Here is a 16,394-nt window from a genome sequence, read left to right as displayed (position 1 = left end):
GAACCGAGGAAAAATCATCATGATGAATATTGTCGTTGTAGGCGGCGGCGCCGGTGGTCTGGAGCTGGCCACCAGTCTGGGTCGCAAGCTTGGCAAAAAGAACAAGGCCAAGATCACTCTGGTAGATCGTAACCGCACCCACCTGTGGAAGCCCCTGCTGCACGAAGTGGCCACCGGCTCCATGGATGCGGGCATCGATGCCCTGAGCTATCAGTCTCACGCAAAAAACCACGGTTTCGATTTCCAGCTCGGCACCCTGACCGATATCAAGCGCGATGAGAAACGCATCGTACTGGCCCCGATCCACGACGACAGTGGCGACATCGTGGTCAACGAGCGCGAGCTGCCTTACGACTATCTGGTGATGGCCATCGGCTCTGTTTCCAATGACTTCAACACCAAGGGCATCAAGGATCACTGCATCTTCCTGGATAGCCCCTCCCAGGCGCACCGCTTCCACAACAGCATGATGAACCGCTTCCTGCAGTTTGCGACCGAATATAAGCCGGGCGACAAGGTGAAGATTGCCATCGTTGGTGGCGGCGCCACCGGCGTCGAGCTCTCTGCCGAGCTCTACAACGCGGTCGAGCAGCTCTACGCCTACGGCTTCAAGAACCTGACCACCGACAGCCTGAAGGTGACCTTGGTGGAAGCGGGCCCCCGCATCCTGCCGGCCCTGCCGGAGCGCATCAGCGGCGCCGCTCATCAGGAGCTGGTCAAGCTGGGTGTGGATGTGCGTACCGCCACCATGATCACCGAAGCGACCGCCGAAGGTCTGCATACCAAGGATGGCGAGCTGATTGAAGCTGACCTGATGGTGTGGGCTGCCGGTATCAAGGCGCCGGATTTCATGAAGGATATCGCCGGTCTTGAGACCAACCGAATCAACCAGCTGGTGGTGAAAGAGACCCTGCAGACCACCCGTGACGAGAACATCTTCGTCATCGGTGACTGCGCTGCCTGCCCGCAGCCGGATGGCAAGTTCGTGCCGCCGCGTGCCCAGTCTGCCCACCAGATGGCCAGCCAGGCGTTCAAGAACATTCTGGCCAAGATGAACGGTGGCGAGATGAAGCCCTACCTCTACCACGACCACGGTTCGCTGGTATCCCTCAGCCGCTTCTCCACCGTGGGCAGCCTGATGGGCAACCTGATGCGCGGCTCCATGATGGTGGAAGGTTATATCGCCCGTCTGGTGTACATCTCCCTCTACCGGATGCACCAGATCGCCCTGCACGGCTACGTCAAGACCGGCCTCATCATGCTGGTGGGTCGTATCAACCGTGTGCTGCGTCCGACCCTGAAGCTGCACTAAGCCGGGATTTGCCACAATTCGGAATAGCAAAAGGAGAGGCGATGGCCTCTCCTTTTTTATGCGCGCAGATCGGGGAAAAGGAGTTATTTGCCCAGATAGGTGCGATCGAAGAAGGTGTTGACCCAGTGGGGGCGGTAGATGGCCAGCACCGTCATCGCCATGCCGTTGAGCAGGGCTTCGGGGAAAAGCAGCAGCGGCCAGATGGAGAGGTAGTCTGCCGTGATGGTATGCCAGGGGTAGCTGCCGCTTATCCCCATCAACAGGGCGCTGGCTGCCACCTTGACCGAGATGGCGAGGGCGCCGCCAAGAAAGGCGGCAACGAAGATATAGACAAAGAGATGGCGCGGCAGCCAGGCCCAGCTGGCCAGAAACAGCAGCCAGCTACTGGCCACCGGCAGGGCAATGCCGACCAGCGCCTGCCAGCCAAAGTCGGCCAGATTGGTGACGCCGAAGTAGTCGAGTACCAGCAGGGTCAGACAGGGGGCAAGCAGGGCCAGCCGCCAGCCCAGCAGCAGGGTGAGGGTGGTGAGTCCGAGAAAATGCACCTCCAGTCCGTCGTGCAGACCGGCGCGCAGCGTCCAGAGCGGGATGAGGGCGATGGCGCTTCCCAGCAGCAGATGCTGGTAGAGGGGGTTGTCATGAAGCAGTTGCCACAGGGGGCGGCGCAGGCTGAAAGTCAGTAGCAGCAGCCAGATCAGAAGAGCGGCGAGTTGTCCTTCACTCATCATTCGTTCACTCACGAGGCCGTCGGATTACGCCGGGCAGCTAGATCCCTGCCACCCGAAAACAGAGCAGGCTGACGAGTCAGCCTGCTTGCACATCAATATTTCACGTTGTTGTGGTACTTGCCAAGGATCCCCTTGACCCGTTCCATGGTCTCCTTGCTGGGGGGCTTGATCCCGCTCAGCTCGTAAGGATCACCCAGCACATCCCACTTGTGTTTGCCGAGTTCGTGATAGGGGAGCAGCTCCACCTTCTCGACACTCTCGCCCAGCTCGGCGATGAACTGACCCAGCCCTTCGGCGCTCTCGTCATCGTCGCTCCAGGTCGGCACCACCACGTAGCGGATCCACATGGTCTTGCCTTTGGCTGCCAGATAGCGGGCAAACTCCAGGGTGTACCTGTTGCTGACGTGGGTCAGCGGAATATGTTTTTCGTCATTGATCTGCTTGATGTCGAGCAGTACCAGATCGGTCTGGTCGAGCAGCTTGTCCACCTGTTCGTCGAGATGACGGACGAAGCCGTTGGTATCGAGGCAGGTGTGGATCCCTTTCTCTTTACAGGCGGTAAAGAGTTCGGTGATGAACGCAGGTTGCAGCATGGCTTCACCGCCGGATGCGGTCACACCGCCACCGGAGGCATTCATGAAGTGGCGATAGCTGGTGATGTCACTCATCAACTCCGGCACTGTCACTTCGCGGCCACCCTCGGTATCCCAGGTATCGCGGTTGTGGCAGTACTTGCAGCGCATCAGGCATCCTTGCATGAATACGATAAAGCGTATTCCCGGACCGTCGACGGTACCGCAGGTTTCAACGGAATGGATCCGGCCAATGGCGCCGTGACTCTCGGCTTGTTCACTGATTTCAACGGCAGGGATCCGGTTAATGACTGACATAGACAACTCCAACGATTCGAGCAGGCCGTTATTTTATTACATAAACCCCTATTGATCCTACACCTTTAGTCCGGCCCGTTGCCGTCCAGCAGCTGTTCCAGCTCCCTGATGGTGAGCGGGCGGCTGGTGAGGAACCCTTGATAATGCTGACATCCCAGCTCTCGAAGAATGGCCAGTTGCGCCTCCTCTTCCACCCCTTCGGCGGTGACGGTAAAGCGGAATACCTGAGCCAGATCGAGGATTGCCTTGACGATGGCCCGGTCCTGTTCGCTGTGCACCAGGGTCTGGATGAAGCTTCTGTCGAGCTTCACCTCATCGGCGGGCAGATCCCGTAGATAGGCGAGCGACGAGTAGCCGGTGCCAAAGTCATCGATGGAGATGAGGATACCGAGCTCCTTGAGCTGGCGCATGCGGGCGATGCTCTCGATGCGATTCTCCAGCACCACGGATTCGGTCACCTCCAGCAGCAGGCGGGAGGGCGGAATGCCGGTATCGCGCAGAATGTACTCCACCTGCTGGACGAAGCCCTGGGTGTGGAACTGGCGGGCGCTGACGTTGACCGACAGGTGAGGGAGCAGCAGGCCGCGGTTGAGCCAGAAGCTGTATTGCGCGCAGGCGGTTTTCATGACCCAGTAGCCGATCTCGAGGATCAGGCTGGTCTCCTCGGCGATGGGGATGAATTCGCCGGGCGGCACCATGGTGCCATCGCTGCGCTGCCAGCGCAGCAGTGCCTCGACCCCCGAGAGGGTGCCGTTATCCACCCGATATTGCGGCTGGTAGTGCAGTTGCAGCTCATGGTGGCGCAGCGCATCGCGCAACTGGTTGGTGAGAGTGAGGCGGTTTTTCTCCTGCTCGGCCATCGCTTCGGTAAAGAAGACGTAGTTGCCCTGACCGGCGCGCTTGGCCATGTGAGTGGCCGTGTCGGCCTGCTGCATCAGGGTGAGGTGATCCATGCCGTTGCCGGCAAAGAGGCTGATCCCGACCGAGGCGCTGCAGTGCAGCTTGTGATCGGCTATTTCGAACGGGGTGCGAAACAGCCCCATCAACTCGCGGGCGAAGTGCTCTGCCAGAATTTTGGCGGTCACCTCGCCCTGCCCAAGCTGGGTAAAGAGCAGGGCAAATTCATCCCCCGAGATGCGGGCCTGTACCAGATTGTCCTGCGGCAGCTCCCTGAAGCGGTGAACCACCGCCTGCAGCAGCAGATCGCCACAGGCATGGCCAAGGGAGTCGTTGATCGACTTGAAGTTGTCGAGATCGACCAGCAGCAATGCTCCCCACTGACCATCGGACGTCTCCAGTGTGCGCTGCAAAATGGTGTTGAGGCTGCGGCGATTGTGCAGGCCGCAGAGGTCGTCGTAGTAGGCGAGCTGCTCTATGTGTCTGGCCGCCTCTTTCTCCTCGGTGATGTCGTAGAAGCTGCAGATGAAGTGGCTGAGTTCACCCCGCTCATCCTTCACGCCGCTCACCATCAGGCGCACCGGGAAGAGGTGGCCATCCTGATGCAGGCAGCGCTCCTCACCCAGCCAGAACTCCTGTTCGGCCACGGCGCGGCTGACATCCTCTTTCAGGTGATCGCCATAGTAGGTGGGGCGCAGCTTGCGGATGGAGTGGCCAATGACCTCCACCTCGCCAAATCCGGTGATGCGGGTAAAGGAGTGGTTCACCTTGAGGATGATGCCGTTGTGATCCATCACCAGCAGGCCATCGTGGGTATTGAAGGCCACTTCGGCCAGGCGCAGGGCGTCGTCGGTAGCAAGGCGCTTGAGCTCGATGGCGGCCCGCTCGTGCTGGCTGCTCAAGAGATCCAGCAGCGGCTCCGGGTCACTCAGCGTCTCGTCGAGCAGCAGGGTGAGCTGGCCGGTCGGCGTGCCACCCGCGTTGTGCAGCGGGATGCCGATATAGGCCCTAGCATTGAGGGCCAGCAGACGGTGTGCCTTGGGATAGCGCAGCGCCAGATCTTCCACATAGATAGCTTGCCCGTGCTGGAACAGCTCCCTGCCGGGGCCCGGATCCATCTGTAGGGGCTTGAGGGCGGAGAAGGTCTCCTCGTTGAGGACGCAGCGGGGAATGATCCAGAGATCCTGCCCCCGTGGCTGGAACTCGCCGATCCAGCCGGCACGTGCACCGCTGGCGGCTTTGGCCCATTGCAGCAACGTTTTGCAGTAATCGATGCCGGTGAGCTGGTGCAGCTCGGCAGGCAGGGCAAGGTCGCTTGCGCTCTCCTCCTGCACCGGTTGCCAGTGGCCAAGCAGTTGGGCGCAGTGCCGCACCAGTTGCAGCATCTCGTCGCCAAGAGGAGTCGGGTCGAGATATTCGATGCTGAGCACGCCAAAGAGCTTGTCCTGCTCCAGCATTGCACCGTCGAGGCGCGAGCTGACGCCGGCACTGGCCAGATAGAGGTGGTTGCTCAGCATCGGCTGATGGGCCGCTTCCGAGAAGCTCAGGGATTTGCGGGTGCGCAGGGCACGGATATAGCGGCTGTCGCCACGAATGGGATAGATGCCATCAACACCCAGCGTAAAGACGGGTGTGAGCTGCTCGCAGCCCAGATCGCCGTTGGCCTGATAGTGCCAGAGAATGAGTCGATCGGCGCCCAGACTATCCTTGAGGGTTTCCAGCAGGAGAGCATACTGTTGCTGGCTCGCCATCTGGCTAAGGCGCGGCAGTTGCAGCGCCAGCTCGGAGACCGGCTCCAGATGCCGGTGCTGCAGGCAGATAAGCCAGAAGCCATCCTGCTCATGGGCGATGGCGATGTGCCATAGCTGGCCGCCAAAGCGCAGGGAAAGTTTGCCGCCATGACCATTGGCCAGCATCTGTTCGATGGGCAGGCGCAGATCGGCGGGCAGCTGGGCAGGCCAGGGGGAGCGCGGTTCGTCGAGCCAGTAGAGCGGCGTTTGCATCACGTCGGTCAGGGCGACCAGCCGTTGGCTGCGCAGGTCCAGACGAAAGAAAAGGGGAGTCTGGAGGGCAGGGGGAAGATGACTGAGAGCGGTAGACGACATGAACGAACAACATCCTGTTAAGCAACCGTCGGGGCTGCAAGAATACTGCAAAATCGAGGGAAACAAAATTTCATTGAAATCTAAATTAGGGGTTGCTAATTTATTGGCCATTATCTTCTAGGAGGAGTCTTGCAGATGAAACGGATCCTGATTATCGGTGGGGTTGCGGGGGGCGCATCGGCGGCGGCCAGAGCACGCCGGCTGAGCGAAGAGGCGGAGATCGTGATGTTCGAGCGGGGCGAGTTTGTCAGCTTTGCCAACTGCGGTCTGCCCTACCACATCGGGGGGGACATCCCCAATCGGGATGCCTTGCTGCTGCAGACTCCCCAGAGTTTCAAGCGCCGTTTCAACGTCGATGTGCGAGTCTTTCACGATGTGATCGAGATAGACAGGGCAGGCAAGACATTGCTGGTGCGCAACCTGCAAACCGGTGAAGAGCTGCGCGAACCCTATGACGTGCTGCTGCTGAGCCCGGGCGCCGCGCCGATCCGGCCGCCTTTCCCCGGTATCGACAGTCCCCATGTCTATACCCTGCGCAACATCCCGGACATGGATCGCATTCTGGCGGCCCTGCACCACGATCAGCCGCGCCATGTCACCGTGGTGGGCGGCGGCTTTATCGGGTTGGAGATGATGGAGGCGCTGCACCAGCGCAAGCTGGATGTCACCCTGCTGGAGCTCTCCGATCAGGTGATGGCGCCGGTGGACAGGGAGATGGCTAATATGCTCCATGCCCGCATCCGGGAAGAGGGGATCGACCTGCGCCTGCGCACCGGCCTCACCGCCATCGAGAGTCTGGATCTGCCCGCCGTGGCTACCGCCAACAGCGGTGGCTTGCGCCTGACCCTCAATGATGGCTCCCATCTTGATACCGGTCTCTTGATCCTCGCCATCGGCGTCAAGCCGGAAACCCTGCTCGCCGCCAAGGCGGGGCTGGAGCTGGGGCCGCGCGGCGGCATCAAGGTGGATGCCGGCATGCGCACCTCGGATCCCTTCATCTACGCGGTGGGGGATGCGGTGGAGGAGATTGACTTCGTCACCGGCGAATCTGTGCTGATCCCGCTGGCGGGCCCGGCCAACCGGCAGGGGCGCATCGCCGCCGATAATATGCTGGGCCGAGCCGAAACCTACAAGAAGACGCAAGGGACAGCCATCTGCAAGCTGTTCGATCTGGCGGTGGCCAGCACAGGCCTCAACGAGAAGCGACTGGTGCAGCTGGGATTGCCGTTCGAGAAGGTCTATGTCCATCCGGGCAGCCACGCCGGTTACTACCCGGGCGCCCATCCGGTCAGCCTCAAGCTGCTGTTTGCCCCGGATGGCAAGATTTACGGCGCCCAGGCAGTGGGCAAGGATGGCATCGACAAGCGTATCGACGTGCTGGCGGTAGCCCAGCGCGCTGGCCTGACCGTGTTTGATCTGCAGGATCTGGAGCTCACCTATGCGCCGCCCTTTGGCTCGGCCAAGGATGTAATCAACATGGCCGGGTTTGTGGCGAGCAACCACCTGAAGGGGGATACCCTGCTCTGCCATGTGGCCGAGGTTGAGGCTCGCAATCCTCACCAGCAGGTGGTGGATGTACGCAATGGCCCCGAGCTTGACAAGCTGGGCTGCATTCCGGGTGCCATGCATATCCCGCTCGACGAGCTGCGTGGTCGCCTCCATGAGCTGCCCAAGGAGAAAGAGCTGCTGATCAGCTGTCAGGTCGGGCTGCGTGGTCACGTCGCTTGCCGCCTGCTGAGCCAGCATGGCTTCAAGGTGAAGAACCTCTCCGGCGGCTTTAAAACCTGGCAGATGGCTACTGCCGAGTAACCCCTTTCTGTGCCTGTTTGCCCCTCTCCCTTGTGCGCGCAAGATGAGGGGCTTTTTCTTTTTTCCGCCCGGCGCCATTTCGCCGCATTTTTTTCTCTCTGCGAGACAAAATTAACGTTTTGTTCATGGGGGGAGTGCTATAACCCCTGCCTCGTTCACGGTGAACGTTGTGGTAGGGAGTAAGAGATGCTGGATATGTTGATGGCCATTTGGCATCAGGACTTTGATGCCCTGATCCAGATGCAGGCGGTGCCCATGCTCATCTGTTGTTTGATGCTGGTGCTGTTGCTGGAGTCGGCGTTTGTCTTTCTCCCCCTGCCGGGAGACAGCCTGGTGCTGCTGGCTGGTGGGCTGGTGGGAATGGGCGTTCTGGGGACGGAAGTGACGCTCATCTATCTGCCGCTGGCGGCGGGGTTTGGCTCCGTGCTTGCCTATCTGCAGGGCAGGGCGCTGCAGCGCACCCGCTTTATGGAGCATATCGAGCGGATGTTGCCGCCAGATAGTTTGCCCAAAGCGACCCGGCTGCTGAACCGGTATGGTTTTCTGGCCATGTTTGCCTCCCGCTTTATTCCGTTCGTCCGGGTGCTGACCCCCATGCTGATGGGGATAGGTCGCCTGAGCGTGCTGCGCATGTGCGTGGCGAGTTTCGCCAGCGCCGTGCTCTGGTCACTTTGTCTGAGTCTGGTGGGCAAGTTGGCGATGACGGTGCCTTTTTTTGTTGCCCATAGCGAACTGCTGACCCGCATGCTGCTCATCACCTCTCTGGTGCTTTTCCTTATCGCCGTCACGGCCATCCTCTTTCGCTGGTTCAAGGGCGGTGCCAAAAGAGAGCAATCCCCCCTCCGTTGATTTCGGTCTGCTGAGTGTTTGGCAGCTCTGAAAGGGCGGCCGTTGTCGCAGCAAGGTGGCTTCTGCCTGTTGTCGCGAGAATCCTCTTTGTGTCAGGGGCGCTCGATGCTTTATCCTGTTTGCTGCCTCGCTGCTGTTGCAGCGGATCCCAGCCAGGATGGAATCTATGCGCCTCTTTCACGCTCGCCCGGTTTCCCGTCGCTCTGTCCAAGGAGCACTCCCTCTGAATCGTCGCCGCTGGTCGGCCCTGCTGCTATCAGGGCTGGCCGGTTTGCTGCTGGCCGGTTGTGGCCCCGATAAGCCTGTCGCCAATGGGCCGACTACAAAGCCTGCCGCGCAGCAGGAAACAGGCGCGCCAAGCGCCGTGGTACAAGCCAATGCCCGTCAATATCGGGATGCACCGGCACTGGCACTGGTCTTCTCCGGCCCCCTGGTGCCCAAGGCCAATTGGCAGAGCTGGCTTGGGGTCAGTGAGGGAGGCAAGCAGGTGCAGGGGGAGTGGATCCTCGCCGACGATGGTCGCACCCTCTATTTCCCGAACGTTCAGCCCGACAAGAGCTATGAAGTGAGCCTCAAGGCTGGGTTGGGGCCATCCCCCCAGAGCTGGACCCTCAAGACCCGTCCGCTGGAGGCGGGGGCCTCCTTTACCGCCAGTGGCATGGTATTGCCGCTGCGTCAGGAACTTCGCCTGCCCATCAGCGCTGTCAACGTGGACGAGGTCAATATCGATTTCTTTCGGGTCGATGCCGAATATCTGCCCCGCTTCCTGGCCGAGTATCGCCCCGGTTCCGGCATGGGCAACTGGGAGCTTGAGCAGATCACCAAACGGGCCAAGCGGGTGTTCAGCGGCCGCTATGCGCTGGAGCCCGATGCCAACCGGCGCGAGACCCGCCTCATCAATGTGAAGGAGCCGCAGCTGGCGGAGGCCGGCGTCTACTTTGCGGTGATGTCGCCCCTTGGCAACTACGACTGGCGCAAGGAGACCACCTATTTTGCGGTGAGCGACATGGGGCTCAGTGCCCGCCGCTACCGCGATCAGCTGGAGGTGTTCGTGAGCTCCCTGGCCAGCGCCGATCCGCTCAAGGATGTGCAGCTCTCCCTGCTCGACGAGAAGGGCAACCGGTTGCAGGTGCAAACCACCGATCCGCAGGGCCATCGTCGCTTCGATCAGGTGCAGGGAGCTCGCCTGCTGCTGGCCGAACAGGGCAACCATCTGGCGGTGCTGCGCCTCGACGGAGCGGCGCTCGATCTCTCCACCTTTGATCTCGGCACCCAGCCCTGGCAGGCCCAGCAGTTGTATCTGTTCAGCGGTCGCGATCTCTATCGCCCCGGCGAGCGGCTCGACAGCGAGATCCTGCTCAAGGGGCAGGATGGCCAGCTGCTGCCGGGCATGGCGGTAGAGCTGGAGGTGAAGCAGCCGGACGGCCAATTGCTCGAACAGAAACGGCTGCTGCCGGACAATTTGGGCGCGGCCCACTACAGCCTGCGTCTACCGGATGATGCGCCGCTCGGGCGCTGGACCATCAACCTCAAGACCGCCGCCGGTAGCCGCTTCGAGTGGCCTTTCCTGGTGGAGGAGTTTCTGCCGGAACGGCTGAAACTGCAGCTTGGCAAGGGGCCGGATGGGGAAGTCACGAGTCTGGACGCTGCCCTGACGCTGCCACTGCAAGGGGACTATCTCTACGGCGCGCCGGCGAGCGCCACCAAGGCGAAGGCGGAGGTTAAGATCAGCCGCGCCACCATGCCCTTTACCCAGTGGCAGGAGTTCACTCTGGGTGACGTGCTGCTCGCGGAGCAGGCCAAAGATCTCGAGCCCCTCAATCTCACCCTCGATGCGCAGGGGCAGGGGACTTTTTCGTTAGCTGATGAGCTCGATGGGGTGCGCGCCCTCGGGCCGCTGGAGGTGGCCTATCGGGTATCGCTCGCCGAGCCCGGTGGCCGCGCTGTCAATCGCAGCCGCACCCAGTATGGCTGGCCTGCAGGCAGCCAGTGGCCGGCACTCAAGGCCGATTTCGTGGCCGATCGGGTAGAGGGGGGCAAGCCGCTCCCCTTCCAGATCCTCAACCTCGATGACAAGGGCCAACCGGTGGCGGGGGCGGTGAAAGTGCGCCTTATCAACGAGTACCGCGACTACTACTGGCACTACGCCGATGGCGAGGGGTGGAAGTACGAGTTCAACAGCCAGCCCTATCTGGAGCAGGAGCAGACCCTGCAGCTGGATGGCAAGGGGCCGACCCCGCTCACGCTGCAACTGGCGGCGGGCTGGTATCGGTTGGAGGTTGAGAACAGTCAGGGCCATCAATCCAGCCTGCGGGTGGAGATAGGCAGTTACGCCTGGGGCGGTGGTGGCGAGCAGGCACGGCCCGACAAGATTGCCATCACCCTCGACAAGCGCGCCTATCAGGGGGGTGACAAGGCCAAAGTGACGCTGGTGGCGCCGCGCCCCGGCAAGGGGTTGCTGCTGGTGGAGGATGGCGACGGCCTGCGCTGGTGGCAGCGCATCGAGCTCAAGGGCGTAGGTGGCGATGCCAAGGATGCCCGCGGCGAGTTCGAGATCCCGGTCAGTCCCGAGTGGCAGCGTCATGACCTGCATATATCGGCCCAGATCGCCGCGCCAGACAGCTCGTCCAAACCGTCCGGCAAGCAACAGGGGCAGAGCCTGCGCTCGGTCGGACTGGTGCCGCTCACCCTGGATCGGGAAACGCGTCGTCTGCCGCTTACCCTGAGCGCACCGGATAAAGCGGTGCCGCTTACCCGGCTGGAAGTGACCGCCACCTCCACCCCCAACAGTCAGGGGCGCGTGGTGCTGGCGGCGGTGGATCGGGGCGTGCTCAATATCAGCGACTACCAGCCGCTCGACCCGTTCGAGATCTTCTTTGGTCGCAAGCGCTTCGCTCAAGATTTGTTCGACAACTACGGCCAGGTGATCCCGCCGCAAGATGGCAAGCTGGCCCGCCTCAACTACGGGGGCGATCGGGCGCCGCTGAAAAAGGGTGGCGCGCTGGAGAGCCGGGTCGAGATCGCCGCACTGTGGAGTGGCGAGGTGAGCTTTGATGAGAGTGGCAAGGCGGTGATCCCGCTCGATCTGCCCAACTTCAACGGCGAGTTGGCGCTGATGGCGCTGGCCTGGAACGAACAGCAGGTCGGGGAGGCTGAGCGCGCCGTCAAGGTGGTGGCGCCCTTGGTGGCCGAGATCGGCTGGCCGCGCTTTGGCGCCAGAGGGGATGAGACCCGGGCGCTGGTGCAGCTACGCAACATGAGCGGCGAGGATCAGACCCTCTCCCTTGTCTGGACCCTCAACGGTGGGCTCAAGGCAAATGGCGAGCTGCCTGGCAACCTTTCCCTTAAAAATGGCGAAGAGCAGTGGTTGACCCTGCCGCTCACCGTGACCGGGGCGAGCGGTGTGGCGAGCCTGCAGTTGGCGGCCAGCGGCAAGGATTTTGCCATCAGCCGCGACTGGTATTTGCCGCTGCGTTCCCCCTGGCCGGCCGAGACTCGCCAGCGCTACCGGATGCTGGCCCCCGGCCAGCAGATGAGCTTTGCGCAAAGTGAGCTGGCCGGGCTGGATCGCGCCAATCTGCAGGGGCTGCTCAGCCTTTCCGGTACTCCGCCCTGGGATCCGGCAGCCCAGTGGCAGGCGCTGGCTGACTACCCCTACGCCTGTCTGGAGCAGACCCTGTCCCGTGCCTGGCCTTACTTGCTGACCACGGCCGATGAGCGGGCCGCCTGGAGCAAACCCGCAGAGGGCAAGAAAGCGGCGAGCGAGGCGGATGTGCAACGCGCCCTGCTGCAACGGCTGCAGCGGTTGCAACTGCCAAGCGGCGGTTTTGGCCTTTGGGATGGTCGCTCCGACGAGGAGCAATGGCTCACCGCCTATGCCGCCGACTACCTGCTGGCGCGCAAGGAGGCGGGCGACGCCGTGCCGGAGGCAATGCTCAATCAGGCGCTGAACCGGCTGCAGAGCTATCTCACCGACAGCCAGTATGGCGAGCGCTGGAGCAGTGCCCCCGAGCATAGCCGACTTGCGTATCAGGCTTACAGTGCCTATGTGTTGGCCCGGGTGGGCAAGGCGCCGCTCGCTACCCTGCGTCTTATCTTGGAGCAGCAGGCTGATCACGCTCGCTCCGGTTTGCCACTCTTGCACCTCTCGCTGGCCCTCTCGGCCATGGGGGATGAGCAGAACGCCGCCAAGGCCCTCAGTCGGGCATTGGCGACCGAGCGCGGTGATGACTATCTGGGTGATTACGGCTCGCCGCTGCGCGATGAAGCCCTTGAGCTCTCCTTGCTGCGCCAGCACAAGCTGGCTGCGGAGCGCTGGCCAGCTCTCAGCGCCAAGGTGGCCGATACCCTGGCTCATCGTCAGTGGCTAAGCACTCAGGAGCGGCTCGCCCTGCTGCGACTCGCCCGCTTCGATCCGACCGTCGACTGGCAGGCCAAGGTGACTTCCTCTCTTGGCAGTGGATCCCTGAGCGGTTCGGCTCCACTGCAGCAGGGCGCCCCAGAGGCACTGGCCGCGAGCACCGTCACCAACGAGGGCAAGGGCTCGCTCTATGTGCAGCGCACCCTGGTCGGTTACCCAGAACAGGCACCGGCACGGATCAGCAAGGGGATGAGCGTGACCCGCAGCTGGTTCAACAGCGATGGTCAACCGTTTGATCCCGCCAAGGTGAAGGTGGGCGATCTGGTGGTGGTGCGGCTCAACGTCAGCAGTGAATCGGCGGTGCCCGATGCCCTGCTGGTGGAGATGGTGCCCGCTGGCTTCGAGCTGGAGAACCCGGCCCTTGGCAACAGCATCAAGCTGGAAGAGCTCTCCATCGAGGGGAAACCGGCGTGGCAGAGCGAGTGGAACGACTATCTCAAGCATCAGGAGTTTCGCGATGACCGCTACACGGCAGCGCTGGATCTGAGCGAGGGGAGCAACCAGCAACTGGTCTACCTGATGCGGGCGGTGACGCCGGGTCGCTATCAGGTGCCGCCGACCCAGGTGGAGGATATGTACCGGCCTGAGCTGCGGGCTGTGGGTGAGGATATCCATGAGGTAACGATTTCTGAGTAGCTGGCGTTTTATGAGTCGCAGACGCCCTCCGAGTAACGTCCCCTCCCTTGAGCGGGTTCGCCCGCTCACTTTCTGGCAGCGTGGCTGGCTGAAATTGGGTCGCACTGGCCACGCTGGCTGGCGCTGGCTTGGTCGCCTGCCACGCTGGCTGCGTTGCTCGGTGCTGGGCGTTGTAGCACTGCTCCTGTCATTGCTGGCACTGGATCGACTCTTCCCGCCGCCACCGCTCGACCCTGCCTACGCACGGGTGGTGCTCGACATGAAGGGGCGACCGCTGCGCGCCTTTGCCGATACCAGCGGCGTGTGGCGTTACCCCGTGACCCTGGAGCAGGTCTCCCCTCGCTATATCGAGGCGCTGCTGGGCTACGAGGATCGCTACTTCTGGCGTCATCCCGGAGTCAATCCGGTGGCCATGGTGCGCGGGGTCTGGCAGTGGCTGCGCTATGGGCGGGCTGTGTCGGGCGGCTCGACCCTCACCATGCAGGTGGCGCGTCTTATCGAGCCCTACCACAGGAGCGTGCCCGGCAAGTTGCGCCAGATGGCGCGCGCGTTGCAGCTGGAGTGGCACTATGACAAGCGCACCCTGCTCACCGTCTACCTCAACCGGGCGCCGTTTGGCGGCAATCTGGAGGGGGTGCAGGCAGCAAGTTTTGCTTATCTTGGCAAGAGTGCGGCCAAGCTGACCTATGCCGAGGCGGCACTGTTGGCGGTGCTGCCGCAGGCTCCCAGCCGCAACCGGCCGGACCGCCACCCCGAGCGGGCCCGCACCGCCCGTGACAAGGTGATGCAGCGGCTGGTAGCGCAAGGCGTCTGGCCCGAACAGGTGTGGCTGGAGGGGCGTATCGAGCCGGTGCTGGCCCGCGGCCACTTTACGCCGATGGAGGCGCCGCTGTTTGCCCGTCTCGCCGCCGACAATCAGGCCGGGGCGCTGGTGCACACCACCATCGACGGCGATCTGCAGCGTTGGTTGGAGGGGCGGGTGGCGAGCTACATTCGTCGCTTCCCCGAGCAGACCTCAGCGGCGTTGCTCTTGGTAGATAACAAAACCATGGCGGTGCGCGCCTATGTAGGCAGCGCCGAGTATGGCAATTTGCGCCGCCACGGTTACCTCGACATGGTGCAGGCGATCCGCTCTCCCGGCTCCACCCTCAAGCCCTTCATCTACGGTCTGGCGATGGACGAGGGGCTGGTGCACTCGGCCTCCCTGCTCTCCGATGCGCCAAGGCTGGGCTCGGAGTATCGCCCCGCCAATTTCTCCGGCGCCTTTCAGGGGCCGGTGACCCTGGCCCAGGCGCTGCAGCAATCCCTCAACGTGCCGGCGGTGCAGGTGCTGGAGGCGCTCGGGCCTGACAAACTGGTCAGTCGCCTCGACAACGCCGGAGTGCGGCTGGCGCTCTCCGACAAACCCAATCCGGCCATCGCGCTGGGGGCGGCTGGTATTCGGCTCGAGCAGCTTGTCGCGCTCTACAGCTCGCTCACTCGACAGGGGCAGGTGGCAATGCCGGTCTGGCTGGCGGGGCAGCAGGCGGTGTCGCGCCCCTTGCTGAGCCCGGGTGCAGCCTGGATCATCTGGCAGATCCTGAGCGCGCAGGGGCGCGCCGATCAGCCCTTTGCCAGTGAGGCGACCGGCCGGGTCAATCGACTGGCCTGGAAGACCGGCACCAGCTATGGCTATCGCGACAGCTGGGCGATGGGGGTCTCCGGTCGCTGGACCATAGGCGTCTGGCTTGGTCGACCCGACGGTACCCCCATGCCCGGTTTTTACGGCCAGAGCGCGGCGGTGCCGCTGCTGCTCTCCGTCTACTCGCGGTTGGCTGACAACAGCCCCCTGCCGGCACAACCCAACACGGTGAGCGAGGCCGAGATCTGCTGGCCGCTGGGGCGCAAAATGAGCGCGACCCTGCCAGAGGCCTGCTTGCAGCGCCAGAGTGCCTGGTTGCTGGAAGGGCGTGATCCTCCCACCTTGCCGGATCCCATGGACTGGCCCTCGCCGCTGCGTCAGGTTGCGCTGACCTCTGAAGGCAAGCCGACGCTGACCCGTTGCCACGATGTGGCGCAATCCGGTTTTCGGGCGCTCTGGCCATTGTCGCTGGAGCCGTGGCGGTCCCCCGGCGAGCGACGGCAGGCGCTGCTGGCCAGCGGTTGTGCAGGGGAGGGGCAGAGCGCCGAGCTGCAGGCGCCCATTCGCATCGTGGCGCTGGGGGAGGGCAACCTTATCCGCAGCCAGCGCTATCGGTTGCAGCCCAAGGTGCTCGGCGGTGTCGGCAAGCCGGCCTGGTTTCTCAACGGCCAGCGGCTGCGTTGGGATGGCGATCAGGTGCTGAGCGTGGCGGGTCGTTATCAACTGGTGGTGGTGGACGAGGCGGGCAACAGCGATCGCATCGAGTTTCGCATGGTGCATCCTGACAGTGATGCTGGCACCATCACCCGTTGAGCGTTTTGCCGACTGCCATTGAGGTGAATGTAATTAATCATTTGAAATGCATCAATGTTTGATTGGATGAATTAATTTTTGAATAATTGCGAGTTCATTCAAATCCAATTGGGAGTTCTCTTTTGCTGCGTGTTCTGTGTCCCTTGCTGGTGCTGATGAGTTCGGGCTGTGCCACTACCAATCATGCTGATCACCATGTTTCTCCTGAACGTACCGGGTTCTATTCACCTTTCGAACCCGCTTCCGAGAGTTTTGTTCGTTGTTATCAGAAACAGTTTGCCTGTACCCCTGCCAATATCCGCCGTGACAGGGCG

8 protein-coding genes are annotated in these 16,394 nt (G+C 62.4%); 5 read left to right on the top strand and 3 right to left on the bottom strand.

Annotation, left to right across the window (positions count from 1 at the left end):
* Positions 1 to 19: 19 nt before the first annotated feature.
* A complete protein-coding gene (locus tag AACR93_RS21815) occupies positions 20 to 1,312 on the top strand; it encodes an NAD(P)/FAD-dependent oxidoreductase (protein WP_033113394.1) in 1,293 nt (430 codons plus the stop codon).
* Between the two features lie 83 nt (positions 1,313 to 1,395).
* Here AACR93_RS21815 and AACR93_RS21810 read toward each other — a convergent pair whose 3' ends face one another.
* The 3 genes from AACR93_RS21810 to AACR93_RS21800 all read right to left on the bottom strand — a co-directional run bounded on the left by AACR93_RS21810 (position 1,396) and on the right by AACR93_RS21800 (position 5,932).
* On the bottom strand, positions 1,396 to 2,037 hold the full coding sequence (locus tag AACR93_RS21810; protein WP_042033493.1) for an energy-coupling factor ABC transporter permease: 642 nt from the start codon (positions 2,035 to 2,037) through the stop codon (positions 1,396 to 1,398).
* A 95-nt stretch (positions 2,038 to 2,132) separates the two neighbouring features.
* Positions 2,133 to 2,930 carry a pyruvate formate lyase 1-activating protein gene (pflA, locus tag AACR93_RS21805; RefSeq protein ID WP_042033423.1) on the bottom strand — a complete coding sequence of 266 codons (798 nt, stop codon included), beginning with the start codon at positions 2,928 to 2,930 and terminating at the stop codon, positions 2,133 to 2,135.
* A 65-nt stretch (positions 2,931 to 2,995) separates the two neighbouring features.
* A complete protein-coding gene (locus AACR93_RS21800; protein ID WP_043851947.1) occupies positions 2,996 to 5,932 on the bottom strand; it encodes a sensor domain-containing phosphodiesterase in 2,937 nt (978 codons plus the stop codon).
* Positions 5,933 to 6,067: 135 nt separating this feature from the next.
* Between AACR93_RS21800 and AACR93_RS21795 the strand changes: the two genes are divergently transcribed.
* From AACR93_RS21795 to pbpC, 4 genes are all read left to right on the top strand, one after another.
* The gene (locus AACR93_RS21795) at positions 6,068 to 7,741 is read left to right on the top strand and encodes an FAD-dependent oxidoreductase (protein WP_043851946.1); all 1,674 of its coding nucleotides are present in this window, start codon (positions 6,068 to 6,070) and stop codon (positions 7,739 to 7,741) included.
* Between the two features lie 186 nt (positions 7,742 to 7,927).
* Positions 7,928 to 8,590, top strand: coding sequence for a DedA family protein (locus AACR93_RS21790; RefSeq protein ID WP_041209919.1), 663 nt, complete (start codon positions 7,928 to 7,930; stop codon positions 8,588 to 8,590).
* A gap of 166 nt (positions 8,591 to 8,756) precedes the next feature.
* Positions 8,757 to 13,646 carry an alpha-2-macroglobulin family protein gene (locus tag AACR93_RS21785; RefSeq protein ID WP_043851945.1) on the top strand — a complete coding sequence of 1,630 codons (4,890 nt, stop codon included), beginning with the start codon at positions 8,757 to 8,759 and terminating at the stop codon, positions 13,644 to 13,646.
* A gap of 10 nt (positions 13,647 to 13,656) precedes the next feature.
* Positions 13,657 to 16,080: a penicillin-binding protein 1C gene (pbpC, locus tag AACR93_RS21780; protein WP_043851944.1), complete on the top strand. Its 2,424-nt coding sequence runs from the start codon at positions 13,657 to 13,659 to the stop codon at positions 16,078 to 16,080.
* Positions 16,081 to 16,394 lie beyond the last annotated feature (314 nt).

Origin of the sequence: Aeromonas sp. L_1B5_3, from assembly GCF_963866575.1 — a bacterium.
In the GTDB taxonomy this organism is placed as follows: domain Bacteria; phylum Pseudomonadota; class Gammaproteobacteria; order Enterobacterales; family Aeromonadaceae; genus Aeromonas; species Aeromonas jandaei.
This window is presented reverse-complemented; position numbering and strand designations above follow the sequence as displayed.

Bases quoted from the DNA above. Each gene is read 5' to 3' on its own strand.
- AACR93_RS21815 (WP_033113394.1), top strand. From the start codon at position 20: ATGATGAATATTGTCGTTGTAGGCGGCGGCGCCGGTGGTCTGGAGCTG.
- AACR93_RS21810 (WP_042033493.1), bottom strand. From the start codon at position 2,037: ATGAGTGAAGGACAACTCGCCGCTCTTCTGATCTGGCTGCTGCTACTG.
- pflA (WP_042033423.1), bottom strand. From the start codon at position 2,930: ATGTCAGTCATTAACCGGATCCCTGCCGTTGAAATCAGTGAACAAGCC.
- AACR93_RS21800 (WP_043851947.1), bottom strand. From the start codon at position 5,932: ATGTCGTCTACCGCTCTCAGTCATCTTCCCCCTGCCCTCCAGACTCCC.
- AACR93_RS21795 (WP_043851946.1), top strand. From the start codon at position 6,068: ATGAAACGGATCCTGATTATCGGTGGGGTTGCGGGGGGCGCATCGGCG.
- AACR93_RS21790 (WP_041209919.1), top strand. From the start codon at position 7,928: ATGCTGGATATGTTGATGGCCATTTGGCATCAGGACTTTGATGCCCTG.
- AACR93_RS21785 (WP_043851945.1), top strand. From the start codon at position 8,757: ATGCGCCTCTTTCACGCTCGCCCGGTTTCCCGTCGCTCTGTCCAAGGA.
- pbpC (WP_043851944.1), top strand. From the start codon at position 13,657: ATGAGTCGCAGACGCCCTCCGAGTAACGTCCCCTCCCTTGAGCGGGTT.